The sequence below is a fragment of the Nocardia sp. JCM 34519.1 genome (assembly GCF_020361265.1).
GTDB classification, from domain to species: domain Bacteria; phylum Actinomycetota; class Actinomycetes; order Mycobacteriales; family Mycobacteriaceae; genus Nocardia; species Nocardia arthritidis_A.
The window spans coordinates 236,987-253,131 of record NZ_JAIRBR010000001.1 but is presented as its reverse complement, the minus strand read 5'-3'; the positions used below and the strand labels follow the sequence as shown (position 1 = coordinate 253,131).

15 protein-coding genes are annotated in these 16,145 nt (G+C 66.2%); 7 read left to right on the top strand and 8 right to left on the bottom strand.

The window, feature by feature from the left end:
• Window positions 1–9: 9 nt before the first annotated feature.
• Together LGY53_RS01220 and LGY53_RS01215 are read left to right on the top strand one after the other, a co-directional pair.
• Entirely contained in the window at window positions 10–612 is a 603-nt protein-coding gene (locus LGY53_RS01220; protein WP_225724778.1) for a cupin domain-containing protein, read from the top strand.
• Window positions 613–662: 50 nt separating this feature from the next.
• Entirely contained in the window at window positions 663–2,474 is a 1,812-nt protein-coding gene (locus LGY53_RS01215; protein ID WP_225724777.1) for a sugar-binding protein, read from the top strand.
• 14 nt (window positions 2,475–2,488) lie between these two features.
• Here the strand turns inward: LGY53_RS01215 and LGY53_RS01210 are convergent, their stop codons facing one another.
• From LGY53_RS01210 to LGY53_RS01200, 3 genes are all read right to left on the bottom strand, one after another.
• Entirely contained in the window at window positions 2,489–3,511 is a 1,023-nt protein-coding gene (locus LGY53_RS01210) for a phosphotransferase family protein (protein ID WP_225724776.1), read from the bottom strand.
• Window positions 3,511–4,752, bottom strand: a complete 1,242-nt coding sequence (locus LGY53_RS01205; RefSeq protein ID WP_225724775.1) for an acyl-CoA dehydrogenase family protein — start codon at window positions 4,750–4,752, stop codon at window positions 3,511–3,513. The genes LGY53_RS01210 and LGY53_RS01205 overlap by 1 nt, the downstream gene beginning before the upstream one ends.
• Window positions 4,753–4,819: 67 nt before the next feature.
• Window positions 4,820–5,677, bottom strand: coding sequence for a helix-turn-helix transcriptional regulator (locus LGY53_RS01200; protein WP_225724774.1), 858 nt, complete (start codon window positions 5,675–5,677; stop codon window positions 4,820–4,822).
• A gap of 103 nt (window positions 5,678–5,780) precedes the next feature.
• On the opposite strand from LGY53_RS01200, the gene LGY53_RS01195 reads away from it, so the two are divergent.
• Window positions 5,781–7,130, top strand: coding sequence for an MFS transporter (locus LGY53_RS01195; protein ID WP_225724773.1), 1,350 nt, complete (start codon window positions 5,781–5,783; stop codon window positions 7,128–7,130).
• Here LGY53_RS01195 and LGY53_RS01190 read toward each other — a convergent pair.
• Entirely contained in the window at window positions 7,086–7,847 is a 762-nt protein-coding gene (locus LGY53_RS01190; protein WP_225724772.1) for a TetR/AcrR family transcriptional regulator C-terminal domain-containing protein, read from the bottom strand. The genes LGY53_RS01195 and LGY53_RS01190 overlap by 45 nt on opposite strands.
• Window positions 7,848–7,870: 23 nt before the next feature.
• Between LGY53_RS01190 and LGY53_RS01185 the strand changes: the two genes are divergently transcribed.
• A complete protein-coding gene (locus tag LGY53_RS01185; protein ID WP_308102776.1) occupies window positions 7,871–9,334 on the top strand; it encodes an MFS transporter in 1,464 nt (487 codons plus the stop codon).
• 60 nt (window positions 9,335–9,394) lie between these two features.
• Here the strand turns inward: LGY53_RS01185 and LGY53_RS01180 are convergent, their stop codons facing one another.
• Window positions 9,395–10,222, bottom strand: coding sequence for an SDR family NAD(P)-dependent oxidoreductase (locus LGY53_RS01180; RefSeq protein WP_225724770.1), 828 nt, complete (start codon window positions 10,220–10,222; stop codon window positions 9,395–9,397).
• Window positions 10,223–10,295: 73 nt separating this feature from the next.
• On the opposite strand from LGY53_RS01180, the gene LGY53_RS01175 reads away from it, so the two are divergent.
• A complete protein-coding gene (locus LGY53_RS01175; RefSeq protein WP_225724769.1) occupies window positions 10,296–10,697 on the top strand; it encodes a helix-turn-helix domain-containing protein in 402 nt (133 codons plus the stop codon).
• Between the two features lie 6 nt (window positions 10,698–10,703).
• On the opposite strand, the gene LGY53_RS01170 is transcribed toward LGY53_RS01175, so the two are convergent.
• From LGY53_RS01170 to LGY53_RS01160, 3 genes are read right to left on the bottom strand one after another with little or no spacing between them, the layout of a single operon-like run.
• Complete coding sequence (locus LGY53_RS01170; RefSeq protein WP_374111107.1) at window positions 10,704–11,552, bottom strand: carbohydrate ABC transporter permease; 849 nt, start codon at window positions 11,550–11,552, stop codon at window positions 10,704–10,706.
• Window positions 11,552–12,445 (bottom strand): carbohydrate ABC transporter permease, encoded by an 894-nt coding sequence (locus LGY53_RS01165; RefSeq protein ID WP_225724767.1) that lies wholly within the window; start codon window positions 12,443–12,445, stop codon window positions 11,552–11,554. Before LGY53_RS01165 ends, LGY53_RS01170 begins: the two co-directional genes overlap by 1 nt.
• Window positions 12,442–13,740, bottom strand: a complete 1,299-nt coding sequence (locus tag LGY53_RS01160; RefSeq protein WP_225724766.1) for a sugar ABC transporter substrate-binding protein — start codon at window positions 13,738–13,740, stop codon at window positions 12,442–12,444. Before LGY53_RS01160 ends, LGY53_RS01165 begins: the two co-directional genes overlap by 4 nt.
• 164 nt (window positions 13,741–13,904) lie before the next feature.
• Between LGY53_RS01160 and LGY53_RS01155 the strand changes: the two genes are divergently transcribed.
• Entirely contained in the window at window positions 13,905–14,534 is a 630-nt protein-coding gene (locus LGY53_RS01155; RefSeq protein WP_225724765.1) for a TetR/AcrR family transcriptional regulator, read from the top strand.
• On the top strand, window positions 14,531–16,138 hold the full coding sequence (locus LGY53_RS01150) for an MDR family MFS transporter (RefSeq protein WP_167477333.1): 1,608 nt from the start codon (window positions 14,531–14,533) through the stop codon (window positions 16,136–16,138). The genes LGY53_RS01155 and LGY53_RS01150 overlap by 4 nt, the downstream gene beginning before the upstream one ends.
• Window positions 16,139–16,145: the final 7 nt, after the last annotated feature.

Below are 16,145 nucleotides of genomic sequence, written 5' to 3'. Positions count from 1 at the left end.
GACAGCGGCATGGTGGAGGAGTCGAATGCCAAGCGGGGCAACGGGGCTCAGAGCGCGATCGGGTTGGACGGCGCGATCGACACGAATTTGAACAGGGCGGCGCACCTGTTCAAGCTCACCGCGTCGGAGCGGAACAGCTTCGACGGCGGGTATCTGCAGGGCGCCAACGAGGAGAATTTTCCGGTGCTGCGGGGGCAGAAGGGATCGGTGTATTTCGTCCGTCTGGAAGTGGGCGGCATCCGGGAGCCGCACTGGCATCCGACCGCCTGGGAGCTGAACTACGTCATCTCGGGCCGGGCCAAGTGGACGATCCTCGGGACGCATCCCGACGGCGACTATCGCAACGACGTCTTCGAGGCCGAACAGGGCGATCTCGTCTTCGCGCCGCAGGGTTTCCTGCACTACTTCGAGAACGCGAGCGCCGATGCGCCGTTGGACGTGCTGGTCGTATTCAATACCAGCGCAAAGGAACCCAGTGACGACATCGGTATCGTCGCGACGGTGAACGCGCTGCCGCGCGAGGTGCTGGCCGCCTCGTTCGGCGTTCCGGTGGAGGCGTTCGCCCAGGTGCCCACCGAGATCAAGCCGGTGGGGATCACCCGGCGGCGATAACCGAGTGGCCCGTCGGTATCGCAGATGTGCTGTGATTCGACGGACGGGTGGTGGCGAGCGACGGGAGGTACGGCGTGGTCGAGGCGAAACGGCGCGGGCCGACCAGGCGCACCGTCCTCGCCTCGGCATCCGCGCTGGCCGGCGCCTGGCTGCTCGGCGGAGCGGCCGACAGCGCCGCCCGCGACCTGGACCGGGCCGCGCTCGACCCGCGCCGAGCGCATTGCGACGTGCTGTTCATCGGTGCGCACCCGGATGACGAGTCGTCGAATCTCGGCACGTTCGGCCGGTGGCGGGAGGAGTTGGGGCTGCGCACCGGCGTGCTCACCATCACCCGGGGCGAGGGCGGCGGCAATGCCGTCGGACTGGCGGAGGGCCCCGAACTGGGTCTGATCCGGGAGGACGAGGAGCGCAGGGCCACCGCGCTCGCCGGCATCGAGAACATCTTCTACCTCGATAAACCGGACTTCTGGTACACGTTGTCCGCACCGCTGACCGCGCGGATCTGGGGCGCCGCCGACACCCTGGCCAGGGTGGTGCGGCTGGTGCGCGCGACGACACCGCACACCATTGTGGTGATGGATCCGCGACCGTTCAATCAGCATGGCGGCCATCAATTTTCGGCTCGACTCGGGATAGAGGCGTTCCGGCTGGCCGGTGATCCGCATGCTTTTCCGGAACAGCTCACCGTGGAGGGTCTGGCGCTGTGGCGGCCGCGGCGGTTGCTCGCCCAGAACTACGGATTCAGCGAACTGCTCGGCCCGGACGCGGCCGAGCGACAGCGCACCGATCCGGCCAGCGGGCTGCCGGTGCTCGGGGTGTGGTCCGGCGCTCGTTCGCGCGAATACGGCACGACCTGGGCGCAGGTGCAGCGCGATGCGGCGCGGCTCTACCGCACACAGGGTTTCGCCGCGATGCCCGCCCAGGTGCCGACCGATCCTCGGCAGCTCGGTTCCGACTGGTTCACCGTGCTGGCCGAGGACGGCCGATTCATCGAGGCGCCGGTGCGGCGGCAGGACGGGCTGAAGCCCCTATACGCCGAATTCCGGGACTGGGCCGAACGAAACGGCTTGCCGTGGTTGGCGAATCGGGCGCAGCCGGATTATCCGCCGCGCCCGGCGACCACGGTGCCCGCCGTGGCGACCGCTCCGGTGTTGAACGGCGTGCCCGATCCCGGCGAATATCCGGGACCCGAACTGCCGCTTGCCGTTTGGCAGGGCGACGACCGCTGCACCGCGACCGCGAAGTTGGCCAGGCATGCCGACGATCTGTATGTGCTTGTCACCGTGCGCGATCGGGCCAAGGGCGCGGCATTGGCGCGTGACGACGTCAAACGGCACTGGCGCACCGATTCGGTGGAGATCGCCATCGATCCCCGCGGCGATTCCGACGACACCGCCACCACCCTGAAGACCGGCATCCTGCCCTATACCGCCGACGGTGGCCCGGCCGCCGAGCGCGACGCCGACAACAACCAAGGCCCGGTTGGTGATTCGGGTATTCAGGTGGCGGCCAAAGTCACCGAACCGTACACGGGCTACACGGTGGAGGTGAAGATTCCGTTCGCCGCACTGCCCGCCCCGGTCGATCCGGCACGGTTCGCGATGAACATCATGGTCTACAACTCCGATACCACCGACAAGACCGGCCAGACCCGGCTGGCCTGGTCGCCGTTCGGCAGCCCGCAGGCCGATCCGTACGTGTGGGGCACGGCGACACTCGTCGACTACCAGCCGCCCGATACGCCGAAAGACGCAGCGCCACCGAGCATTCCGCGGACGGCGGCACGCAGCGCCGATTCACCCGCCTCACGCGCGCAGGCCGCACGGATCGGGGTCCCGATCGCGGGTGATCCGATCGGCTAGCCACCCAACGTCTTTCAGATCCCGGCGGCGCTCGCGACCTTATCCGCGGCCGCGACCGCCTCGTCGATGCGTTCGAGGGTCGGGGCGCCCGACGCGGCCCGGTTGCGTGGGTCGTCCAGGATGCGGCGCAGGATCCCCTCGGCGATAATCGCGACCTTCCACAGGCCCAATGCATGCCAAAAGGCAAGGGCTGCAGGATCTCTGCCGGTCACCGCGAGATATTCGGCGGCGATTTCGGCGCGGTTCGGGAAGCCGGGCAGCGTGCACATGCCGAAGTTGCCGATATTGTGTTCCCCCGGTTCCGGCCAGTAGGCCAGCAGGCTGCCGAGATCGGCGAGCGGATCGCCGAGCGTGCACAGCTCCCAGTCGAGCACGGCCGAAATCGCGCCGGTGGCCGGGTCGGTGATGACGTTGCGGATGTGGAAATCGCCGTGCACCACCGCGATTTCGCGCTGCGGCGGGATGGCGGCGCGCAACCGCTCGGTGAGCCGGTCCAGCTGCGGCAGCTCGCGGGTTCTGGAATGTTCCCACTGCGCGGTCCAGCGCTTGAGTTGGCGTTCGGCATACGGCTTGTGGCTGGCCAGACCGGTCAGCCCCGTGGCGTCGAGATCGACGGCGTGAATGCGGGCGAGGGTGCGCGGCAACGATATTCCGATCGCCCGGCGGTGTTCGGGCGTCAATCCCTCGGCAATGTCCATGCGGTCGACGACCAGGCCGTCGACGTACTCCATGACCACCACCGGCACCTCGCCGTCGGCGACGACGCCGTGTACGCGCGGAACCGGGACATCGGTGTCGGCCAGTGCGGTGAGTATGCGCGCCTCGCGGGCGACGTCGTGCGCGGAGGCCAGCAGCTGTCCGAGCGGCGGCCTGCGCAGTATCCAGCGGCGCTCCTCGGCATCGGTGACCGCGAAGGTGAGGTTCGACTGCCCGAGCCCGACCCTGGTGGCGCGCAACGGAAGCCGGTGTTCCAGGCCGAGCGACGTCAACCAGCCGGGCACGGCCGTTTCCAGATCGAATGCCGGGACCTGGTGCATCACTGCTCTTTTCCCGTCCGTTCGGCGACACGCTTGCGGTGCCTGCCGAGTTCGGCATGGGCGATGCTGCGCTTGTGCACCTCGTCGGGTCCGTCGGCCAGCCGCAGCGTGCGCAGGTGCGCCCAGGCGCTGGCCAGCGGGAAGTCGTCGGTGACACCGGCGGCGCCGTGCACCTGTATGGCGCGGTCGACGATCTTCAGCGCCATATTCGGCGCGGCGACCTTGATCGCGGCGATCTCCACCCTGGCCGCCTTGTTGCCGACGGTGTCCATGAGCCAGGCCGCTTTCATGGTGAGCAGTCGCGTCTGCTCGATCTCGATGCGCGCCTCGGCGATCCAATCCTGGATATTGGCGCGCTCACTCAGCGGGGCGCCGAAGGTGGTCCTGGAATCCGCTCTGGCGCACATCAATTCGAGTGCCCGCTCGGCCATGCCGATCGCGCGCATGCAGTGGTGGATGCGGCCGGGGCCCAGCCGCGCCTGGCTGATCGCGAAACCCTCACCCGGACCGGCCAATACGTCGCCGTCCGGCACGCGCACATTGTCGAAGGTGATCTCGGCGTGACCCTCCCGATCGGCGTAGCCGAACACCGGAAGGTTGCGGACCACGGTCACGCCCGGCGCGTCGATCGGGACGACCATCATCGACTGCTGCCGGTGCTTCGGCGCGTCCGGATCGGTCTTCCCCATGACGATGAGCACCCGGCAGTTCTTGTGTAATGCGTTGGAGGCGAACCATTTCCGCCCGTTCAACAGGTAGCCGTCACCGTCGCGTTCCATCCGCATCTCGATATTGGTCGCATCCGAACTCGCCACCGCGGGCTCGGTCATCGCGAAGGCGGAGCGAATCGTGCCCGCCAGCAACGGTTCCAGCCAGCGTCGGTGGTGCTCCTCGGTGCCGAACAGGGTCAGCACCTCCATATTGCCGGTGTCGGGGGCCGAACAGTTGCACGCCTCCGGAGCCAGCATCGGGCTGCGGCCCATGATCTCGGCCAGTGGCGCGTACTCGAGGTTGGTGAGTCCGGGACCCCATTCGGGATGCGGGTGGAACAGATTCCATAGTCCGCGGTCGCGGGCATCGGCCTTGAGCTCCTCCAGAATCCGCGGGTGGTGGTGCGGATCGCCCGCGGCGCGCATCTGCTCGGCATCGCCGGATTCGGCGGGGTAGATCCGCTCGTCCATGAAGGCGAGCAGCTCATCCCGGTATTTCTTGGCGCGGTCGGACACCGTGAACAGGTCCATCGGGTACTCCAATCGGCGGGATGCGGGCACCGGCCCGGATCTCGAAGTCTGTGTCAGCGAATCTACTTCAACGGCTGTCGGATACGGCCGGATCCGCGGCGAGGTCGAGCAGGGTCAAGGCGTCGTGGTCCGGGGTGCCGGGCGCGGCCAGATAGATGACGAGGTATTGGCCGTCGGTATCGGGCAGGGCCATATTCTCGAAGTCGAGATGCATCCGGCCGACGGTGGGATGGTTGTAGACCTTGGTGCCGACCGTGCGCGGGCGCACGTCATAGCGATGCCACAATCGAGCGAAATCCGGGCTCTTGACGATCAATTCGCCGACCAGGGCGGTCAATTCCGGATCGTCCGGATCGGTGCCCGCTCTGGCCCGGAGGTTGCCGACGCTGCGGGGCACCATGGTCTCCCAGTCCGGCCAGAGGGTGCGGGCGGCTGGATGCAGGAATAGGTAGCGAATCAGGTTGCGCCGCTTGGCAGGCCAATCGGCCAGACCCGGAAACAGCGCCAGGCCGGACGGATTGGCGGCGAGCAGGTCGTTGGTGCGGCTCAGTAGGATGGCCGGGTTCGGTCGCACGGCCTCCAGCAGCAGCCGCGCGGTCGGGCGGACGGTTCGGCTCGCCGGGCGTCGCCTGGGATTCGCGGCGCCGCCGGCGCCGGCCGCGAGCGCGTTCAGGTGCGCGGTCTCGGCCTCGGTCAACAGCAGTGCGGCGGCCAGTCTTTCGAGCACGGCGGGGCTCGGATGCACCTCCTTGCCGCGTTCTAGCCGGACGTAGTAGTCGACGCTCATCCCGGCCAGCGTCGCGAGTTCCTCCCGGCGCAGGCCGGGCGTGCGGCGCACGCCGACGGTGGGCAGACCGACCTCGGCCGGTTTGACCCGCTCGCGCCGAGCCCGGAGGAATCTGCCCAATTCGCCCTGGTCTGTCATGTATTCGGAGTTTAGGGCCGTTCGAGGCGACGAAAGGGGCCGTGGCACACCCCCGGATACCGGCGCCCTGCCACGACACCGGCTCCGGCGGGAAACTCGGGGCATGGTGTCCACACTGAAACCGGCTGCGGCACAGGTGAGTTCCGGGTTCGCGCTGCTACCGGCACTGTTCGGCAGTTTCCTGATCATCCTCGACGCCTCGGCGGTCAATGTCGCATTGCCCACAATGGGCGGGCAGTTGGCCGCGGGCATGTCGGGTTTGCAGTGGGTGGTCGACGGCTACACGCTGATGTTCGCGTCGGTCATGCTTTCGGCCGGTGCGCTGGCCGACCGGATCGGTGCCGGTCGCGCCTTCGCTTGCGGGCTCGGCGGTTTCACCGTCGCCTCGGTGGCGTGCGGATTGGCTCCCGGCCTCGGGTTGCTGATCGGGGCGCGGTTCCTGCAGGGCATTGCCGCCGCCCTGGTGTTGCCGTCGTCGCTGGCGCTGGTGCGGCAGGGTTATCCGGATCCGGCGCGGCGGGCGTGGGCGCTGTCGATGTGGGCCGTCGCGGGTTCGGTGGCCGTCGCGGCGGGTCCGGTGGTCGGTGGGCTGCTTACCACCGTGTGGAGCTGGCGGGTGATTTTCCTGATCAATGTGCCGGTCGGCATCGCCGCGCTGCTGGTGCTGACGCGGGTCCGGCATTCGCCGCGGCACCGGACACCGCTGGATATTCCGGGGCAGGTCACGGCGGTTGTCGCGCTGGCCGCGCTGACCTACGCGCTGATCCAGGGCGGTCACGCCGGATACACCGGCACGCCGGTGCTGTTGGCCGCCGCGGTGGCGGTGGTGGCCGGAATCGGCTTCTGGCTGGCCGAATCCCGCGCCGCGCGACCGATGGTGCCCATCGGGCTGCTGCGCACCCGCGCGGTATCGATCACCTTCGCGGCCGGTTTCGCGTTCAGCGCCGGTTTCTACGGGATCGTGTTCCTGCTGAGCCTGTATCTGCAGCAGACGCGCGGCTATTCGGCGCTGGCCGCCGGGCTCACCTTCGTGCCGATGATGGTGCTGATCGGGTTCGCGAATACGGCCTCGCCGTGGTTGGCCCGGCGGTTCGGGCCGAAGGTGCCGGTGGTCGGCGGCCAGTTCGGCGTGGCGCTCGGGCTGCTGATGCTGCTTTTCGTCGACGCGTCGACGCCGGTGCCGGTGGTGGCGCTGCTCGCCATTCCGATCGGATTCGGTGGCGGGCTCGCCGTTCCGACGCTGCTCAGCGTGCTGCTGGATCGCGTCGCCGCCGAACAGGCCGGGGTGGCGAGCGGGGTGTTCAACGCGGTGCGCCAGATCGGCGGCGCGGTGGCGGTCGCGCTGTTCGGCTCGCTCGTCGCGCACGATTTCCAGCGTGGGATGACCACCAGCCTGTTGCTCGGCGCGCTACTGCTGCTGGCGACCGCGCTGGCTTCGCTGCGGTTGCGCTGACCGCTGGGGAAGTTTGGCGGCGATACCGTCGAGCACGGCGGTGAGCCCGAAGTCGAAGGCCATGGCGCGGGCCGCGTTCGGATCCAGTTTCTCCAGCGCGGCCCGCGCGTCGAGCAGGTCCGGGTATTCGGCGGCCAGCCGGGTCAGCGCCTCGGTGGTGGACGCCTGGTCGTATTCGCCGCCGCCCAAGGACTTCCGGAAGGTGATCTCCGGGAGGACCTGTCCGAGTACGAAACTCAGCACCGTGGAGTTGGCGAGGTAGAGATCGACTCCGGTGAGCCCGGCTTGCAGGAAGGCCCGGCGGAGCCGATCGGTGAGCCGAAAGGCGTTGGGGCCGACGCTCGGTAGCATGCCGATGAGCGAAGGACCCCACGGATGGGCCAGCGAACTGATCCGCATGTTGTACGCGAAGGCGGTGACGACGTTGCGCCAGTGCATCTCGTCCGGATCGGGCACGCCGATGCCGCCCCAGAATTCGTCGAGTGCGAGCTCCAGCAGTTCGTCCTTGTTCGCGACGTACCAGTAGAGGCTGGTCGCGCCCGCGCCGAGGGCCGCGCCGAGTTTGCGCATGCTGAGCGCCTCCAGACCGTCGTGATCGAGCAATTCGATTGCGGCCCGGACGATCTGGTCTCGGTCCAGGCCGGATGTCTTGGGGCGGCGCGGTTCTCGAGTCCACACGGAGGTGAACGGTTTTCGCTCGGATTTATCTGCTCGCACGGTCGCCCAGTTTATCGTACGCTGTGCGAGTGGAATCGAACGCTGTACGAGACCCGCGTCGGTGGTGGGTCCTGGTGGTCCTGTGTCTGTCCCTGCTTGTGCTGATGATCGACGGAACAGTGCTCAATCTGGCCATACCGTCGCTCATCCGCGAACTCGGCGCGTCGCCGTCCGATATCCAATGGATTCTCGACGCCTACGTCCTTGTGTTCGCCGGTCTGCTGCTCACCTCGGGCAGCCTGTCCGACCGATTCGGGCGGCGGCGCATATTGATCATCGGCCTCGCGGTATTCGGCGGCGCCTCGCTGGTCGCGGTGCTGGCCACCGAACCGTGGCAACTGGTCGCGGCCCGCGCGGCCATGGGCGTTGGCGGATCACTGGTGATGCCGTCGACCCTGTCCATCCTGATGACCACCTTCGACGAGGACGAACGGCGCACCGCGATGGCCGGTTGGTCCGTCGTATCGATGATCGGCGTCGTCCTCGGGCCGACGCTGGGTGGCACACTGCTGCAACACTATTGGTGGGGCTCGATCTTTCTGCTCAATATTCCGGTCGCGGTGATCGCGATCGTCGCGGCGGTGGCGCTGATGCCGGAGACGGTTGGCGGGCAGCGGCCGGTCGATCCCGTCGGCGTACTGCTGTCGATCGTCGCGCTCACCGCGGCGGTGTACGTGATCATCGAGCGCGAGTGGAATATCGGGATGATCGCGCTCGCGGTGGTCGCCGCGGCGGGGTTCGTGTTCTGGGAGCGCCGGTCCGAACATCCGATGCTGCCACTCGCGGTGTTCCGCAGCCGCGATTTCACGGGCACATGCTGCACGCTGCTGATGATGGTGTTCGGGATGGGCGCGATCATGCTGATGCTCACCCAATACCTGCAATTCGTGCTGGGGTACGAGCCGATGAAGGCGGGTCTGGCGCTGCTGCCTTATGCGATGGCCGCCGCGGTCTGCAACGGTCTCGGCGCGACGTTGGGTAAGAAGATCAGCAATAAGGTGCTGATCACGACCGGGCTGTTGATCATGGGTGCGGCGTTCGCCATCCTTGCCCTCGGCAACGGTTATGGCACCGTGCTCACGAGCATGCTGGTGATGGGTGTGGGCGGAGGTCTGGCCATGCCGGCCGTCTACGCGGCCATCATGAGTGCGATCCCGCTGGAGCACGCCGGCGTGGGATCCGCGCTGAACGACACCATCCAGCAGGTCGGCATGGCGATCAGCATCGCGATCCTCGGCAGCGTGCTGGCCGGTGTGTTCACCGACCACATGCCCGACGATATGCCCGCCGCCGCGCGCGAATCCATCGGTGCCGCATTCCAACTCGGCTACCCGGAACCCGCGAAGGCGGCCTTCGCCACCGCGATGTCCACCGGTGCGTGGATCAGCGCCGGATTCAGCGTCGCCGCGGCGCTGCTCGGCGTCGTGCTGTTGCGCCGCGACGCGGTTGCTCCCACGGCGGAACCGGAGCCGGTCACCGTGCGGTAAGCGCAGGCACCGCCGTCGTCGTGGCTGTGCTCCGACGGTCAACCGTGCTGACCGGTGACCTCAATTGTGGGTCGACAGTAGATCTTTGGTGAGCCCGGCGAGACGGCGGGCATTGCGGGGGTCGAGAGTGGGCAGGGACAGGTCCAGGATTCGCCCGCGATCGATCGCGGTGAGCGGCGCAGCGGGTGGATTATCGATGAAATCGTTGATCGGCCGCACCGATTCGTCCACGGGGCGCGCGGCGCACCGGGCGAGTGTGCGAATCGTGGTCCGGACCACCGGATTCACAGCGGACAGATCGCCGCTGCGGGTGAAGCCGGGATGATAGTGCACGAATCGTACTGTACCGCCGAACTTTTCGGCGTAGTAGACGCCCAAGAGGTCATTGGCGCGGCCAGCCTGCAACTGGGCGCGGACGGCACTGTATTTATGGGTCAACTGCGGATCGTTCCAATTGATTCCGCCCTTGGTGACGCCGACACCGGAGACACACACGATCACCGGACGCGCGGCCCGCTCGAGCAGCGGAGTCAGCTTGTGCGACAGGAGATATCTGCTCAGGTAGTAGAGCGCGAAGCTGTATTCGTAGCCGTCCGCGGTCTCCATCCGGCGCGCACTGACCCGGTTGGCGAACAGCAGTAGCGCGTCGACGGCGCGGTGGGTCGCCTTGATCTCGGCGATCACCCGCTCGACCTCGGCCATCGAGCTCAGGTCGGCACGCAGGAACTGCAGCCGGTCCACCGCCGATCCAGCGGCAACCGCGAGGGCTTCGCCCTTGGCTGGATTGCTGCCGATCGCGATCACGGTGTCACCGCGGGTCAGCCGTTCGAGGGCCATCGCACGGCCCATACCATCGGTCGCGCCGCTGATGACGACGGTTTTGGTCATGTCTTCTCCATTAGCCTGATTGATGTACCTCGATCATCTGCAATGCGCGGCGGCGGCGAAAGAAGGCACTTTTATGTCAGATACGCACACGGGTGTGCCCTCGATGATCGAGGTCGATTTACCTGTACCCGTTCCGGTCGTCGACTACGACGCCTGCCCCGTCAGCGATACCCTGCGACAGATCGGGGACAAGTGGACGGTGCTGCTCATCGCACTGCTCGGACGACGGCCCTACCGGTTCAACGAGTTACATCGCTCGATCGATGGCATCAGTCAGCGAATGCTGACCAGAACCTTGCGGTCGCTGGAAAACCAGGGACTGGTAGAACGCACCGTGTTCCCGACTGTGCCGCCGTCGGTGGAATACCGCATGACGCCGCTCGGGCGGTCGCTGCTGGTTCCGCTTTCCGCGCTGGCCGATTGGGCGGTCACCCACGGCGACGAAATTCGCGCCGCGCGTGCCCGGGCCAGGTGAAATCGTTCACCGTCCGCCGATCCCGGACATGGCGATGCCGCGGATGAAGGATTTCTGCGCGAAGGCGTAGACGATGAGCAGCGGCACCAGGATCACCATCGGTGCGGCCATCAGCACCGGCCATTTCGAAATGTATTGTCCCTGCATCCATACCAGGCCGAGGGTGACGGTGGAGATGTCCTTGCGCTGGACCATGATCAGCGGCCACAGGAAGTCGTTCCACACATTGACCCAGGTGAGGATCGCCAGCACCATGGCGGCGGGCCGGACGTGCGGCAGCAGCACCCGCCAGTAGATCTGCCACGTCGTGCAGCCGTCCAGGATCGCGGCCTCCTCCAATTCCGTTGGGAGCGTGCGGAAGAACTGGCGCATCAGGTAGGTGCCGAAGGCGCTGCCGAACAGCCCCGGCACGATGAGCGCCAAAGGCGTATCGGTCCAGCCGAATACGCGCATGAGGATGAACTGCGGGATGACGGTGACAGTCAGCGGCACCATGAGGGTGGCCAGATAAGCGAGGAAAAGCACTTCGCGGCCCGCGAAACGCAGCCTGGCGAACGCGTATCCGGCCAGCGAGCAGAAGAACACCTGGCCGACCGTGATGCATCCGGCGTACAGAATCGTATTGAGGAACATGCGGCCGAACGGCATCAGCCGGAAAACGCTGCCGTAATTGGACCATTGCGGATGCGGCGGGATCAGCGTCGGCGTGGTGATTTCGGATTCCTTCTTCAGCGAACCCGACAGCGCCCACAGGATCGGGAACAGTGCGCACCACGCGATCGCGGTGAGTGCGGCGTATAGCGCGACGGCACGGGCGAAGCCGCGCCCACTCAATCGCCTGACCTTGGCCGACATCATTGCTCCGCGGTGTCCTTCCTGGTGAACCACAGCTGTGCGGCGGTCAGCACGAGCAGCACGACGAATATCAACCAGGCGATCGCCGAGGCATAGCTGACATCGCCGAATGCGAAGGCGTTCTGGAAGATCATGATGCCGAGCACATATGTTCCGCTCTCGGGCCCGCCGTGTCGGCCGGTGAGCACATAGACCTGGTCGAACGCCTGGACCGCGTTGATGATCGATATGACGAAGACGAACGACAGCGCGCCGCGGATCAGCGGCAGGGTTATCGAGAAAAAGCGTTGTAGTCCGCTCGCCCCGTCGATTTTCGCTGCCTCGTAGAGGTTTTCCGGCACCCCCTGCATGGCGGCCAGCAGCACGACGGTGGCGAACGGGATACTTTTCCAGACGCTGACCAGACAGAGCGAGACCATCGCCCATTTCGGGTCGACCAGCCAGGGGACCGGATTGATGCCGACCCAGCCGAGCACGGTGTTGAACAGTCCGGAGTTGGTGTCGAAGATGTACTGCCACACCACCGCCATCACCACGCCGGACACCGCGAGCGGCAGGAAGGCGATGGTCCGGAATATCCCTATTCCCTTGATCTTCCGGTTCAGCGCCGCGGCGACGGCGAGGCTGATGACGACGGTGGGCACCAGCGTGCCGATGGTGAAGACGATCGAATTGCGCACCGCGATGACGAACAGCGGATCGCCGGTGAGCAGGCGGCGGAAATTCGCCAGCCCCGCGAATCGGGACGGACCGAACAGATCCCAGTGCTGGAAGCTCAGATAGAGCGAGAACGCCAGCGGAAATACCAGGAAGATCGCGACGGCGAGCAGATTCGGTGCGATGAACAAACGGCCCGCGCGGGCGCGGCGCCGGGCCAGATCGGAACGGGTCATTGGTTGCGCAGCACCTCGTCGGTGTCGTGGGACAGGCCGTTCTTGAACGAATGCGCGGACGCGGCCCCGCGCAGCACCGGGCCGAAATTGCGGTCCATCAGCGCATCGATGCGTTCCCAGACGGGGGTGACCGGCAACCGGGCCGAGTACGCGGGACCCTCGGTGAGGATGGCGAGGTTTGCCACATGTTTGTGCGCGCCGGCGAATTCGGGGGAGTTCACCGCGGAATTCAGCACCGGTACGAACAGGCCGGTTTCGGCGATCACCGCCTGGCCGACCGGGCCGGTCGCGAACTTGACGAATTCCCAAGCCTGTTCCTTGCGCCTGCTATCCGCCGCGATGGCCAACCCGGTGGTGCCGATATCCGATTGCGCACCACGGGCCTTCGGTCCGGCGGGCAGCGCGGTGAGATCGAAATCGAGCTGCTCCGCATCGGAGAAGGTGCGGTAGCGCCAATGCCCGCCCATGGCGAGCGCGGCCTTGCCCTGGGTGAACAGGTCCATGGTCGACATGGACTGTTGATCGGCCGGAGTCGGCGCCACCCGGTATTTGTTCGCGAGGTCCGCGTAGAACTGCACGCCGTCGATGAAGGCGTCGTCGGCGAAATTGGCCCTGGTCGGATTGGAGAGCGGGATCGCCCACGGCGCGCCGTTGTTCATGCCGAACAGCGCGGCGGAATAGTAGGGCACCCAGGTGTCGACGAAACCCCACTGCGTCACCTTGCCCGATCGTTCGCGCTTGGTGAAACCCTTTGCCACATCCAGGAATTCGTCGAAGCTCCAGGCGGTGGACCAGGTGCGGGGCGGCTGCACGCCCGCCTTGTCGAACAGCTGCCGGTTGTAGAAGAGGAAGTTCCCCGCCCACTGTTCCGGCAGCGCGTACTGCCCGCCCTTGAAGGCGAAGGTGTCGTAAAGCGCTGGAACGCTGCGGGATTTCAGGTCGGCCGCGAAGGCGGGATCCTTGGCGAGCATGGTGTTCAGGTCGAGCAGCACACCGTTGTCGGCCAGGCCCGCGTAGGTGAGCTCCCAGGCCATCAGCACATCGGGGCATTTGCCGCCGGCGCAGAAGGTCAGCATCTGCTGCATCGGATCCGGGCCGGACAGCACGGTCCTGACCTTGATATCCGGATGCCTGCGGGTGAATTCGTCGATCACCCGCATCCGGCCGTCCGCCTCTTCCGGGTTGGCCTGGAAGAAGAAGGTCAGCGCGTCGTCATCGCCGCCGCATCCGGCGAGGGCGGGCGCGAGCAGTGCGGCGCCCGCGCCGCGGAGGAATGTCCGTCGTTCGATTGGCATGGTGGTCCGAGTTCTGTTGCGCGACAGCACTGGCACGGGGACAGGCATCCAGGATGCCGCATCGATGGGCCCGATTGGGCCAACCCGCGTCATTCGGTATGCCGAGTCCGATGTGACGAAAATTGCACTTTCTGAAAAATTGCAGTTTGTGCTAAGTTTTTGCTATGGCCGAGCAAACCGCACCCGAACTGGGTCTGCGCGAACTGAAGAAGCGCCAGACCCTGTTCGCGCTCTGTCAGGCCGCGCGGCGACTCGCGGCGGAGCGTGGACTCGACGCGACCACCACCGATGACATCGCCAAGGCCGTCGGGGTGTCACCGCGGACGTTCTTCAACTACTACGAAACCAAGCTCGACGCGGTGGTCGGTCCGGTCGGTGAAATCGGAACACCAAGTGCCCGAGCGGAATTCATCGCAGGCGGGCCGACGGGCGTGCTGATCGACGATCTCACCCGGCTCTTCGCATCCACTTACGAACCCGAAGCCGAAGTGCGCGAAACGGTTTCACTGGTGGCCGACCTCATCAAGTCCGAACCGCGGGTGCTCGCCGGATTCTTCGCCGCGGGCCTGAAACACGAGGTCGCGCTCGGCGAACTGCTGCACGCCCGGCTGGGTGATGCGATCTCACCCGAATTCATCTCGCTCACAGCGGGATTGATGACAACACTGACCACCCGAGCCGCGATGTCGCTGGCCGGGGATACGTCCATGACCCTTGCGCAAGGACTGGACGAGCACTGCCGAATGGCCGCTCGCCTCTTCGAGCGGCCGCCAGCACAAGGAGATAACCGATGACAACGACGGCAGATTCGCCGCCGCCACCGATTGTCCTGACCCAGAAGCGGATTTGGCTCATCTTCTCCGCGCTCATCGCGGGGATGTTCCTCGCCAGCCTCGATCAGATGATCGTCGGCACCGCGATGCCGACCATCGTCGGCGAGCTGGGCGGAGTGTCGAATATGGCATGGACCGCGACGTCCTACCTGCTCGCCACCACCATCACCATGCCGATCTACGGAAAGTTCGGCGACCTGTTCGGCAGGCGCTGGCTATTCCTGTTCGCCATCGGCATCTTCACCGTCGCGTCGATCGGCGCGGCCGCGTCCACCGGATTCTGGGAATTCGTCACCTTCCGCGGCCTGCAGGGTGTCGGCGGCGGCGGTCTGATGATCCTGGCCCAGGCCATCATCGCGGATGTGGTACCCGCCAAGGATCGCGGTAAGTACATGGCGCCGATGGGTGCGATCTTCGGCGTCACATCCGTCGCCGGACCGCTGCTCGGCGGCTTCTTCGCCGATCATCTGAGCTGGCGCTGGTGCTTCTGGATCAACGTGCCCGTCGGCATCGTCGCCTTGGTTATCGCGTTCCGGCAGTTGACGATTCCGAGTCACCGGCCCAAGACTCGGCCCGACTACCTCGGCGTGCTGCTGATGTCGACGGCGACCACCCTGCTGATCCTGATCACCGACTGGGGCGGTAAGCGATATGCCTGGGGTTCGGCGACCATCCTCGGCATGGCCGCGGCGCTGGTGCTGGTGGTCGGGGTGTTCATCGCGGTGGAGGCGCGGGCCGAGGAGCCGATGCTGCCGCTGTGGCTGTTCCGCAACCGGACTTTCGTCCTGACCTCGACCATCGGTCTGCTGATCGGCCTGGTGATGTTCGCGGCGCTCGGCTTCATTCCGACCTATCTGCAAATGGCAACGGGCGCTTCGGCTTCCGTCTCGGGTCTGCTACTGATTCCGATGATGGTCGGCATGATGGGCACGCTGATGACGTCGATGACGGCGGTGACGAAATCCGGTAAGTACCGGGCGTATCCGCCGCTGGGTGCGCTGATCATCCTGCTGTGCATGGTGTGGATGACCCAACTCGACGCGAATACCCCGATGTGGGTGGTCTCGGCGCAGCTGTTCGTGATGGGCGCCGGACTCGGCCTGATCATGCAGATCATCGTGCTCGTCGTGCAGAATGCGGTGGCGCCCAACCAGATCGGCACCGCGACCAGCGCCAACAACTACTTCCGGGAAATGGGCGGCGCGATCGGTATCGCCATCTTCGGTTCGATCTTCACCAACCGGTTGACCGACAATCTCACGGAGGCGTTCCGCGCGCATATGGACCAGGTGGCCCAGTCCGGTTTGCAGCCGGGCGCTTTGGTGCCATCGGTGGTGAAACACCTGCCGTCGCAGTTGCACGATGCCATCGTCGGCGCCTATGTCGACGCGCTGGTACCGGGCTTCTGGTACCTGATCCCCGGTGCGGCGGTCGCACTGCTGCTCGCACTGTTCATCCCGCAGTTGAAGCTGTCGGATGAGGCGGGGATGGTCGCCCGCGGTGAGGCGGTGTTGGGGGAGGACGAGGAGCGCGATCCCGACGCCGAATTGGTCGGCGAGCGCTGAACTTTCC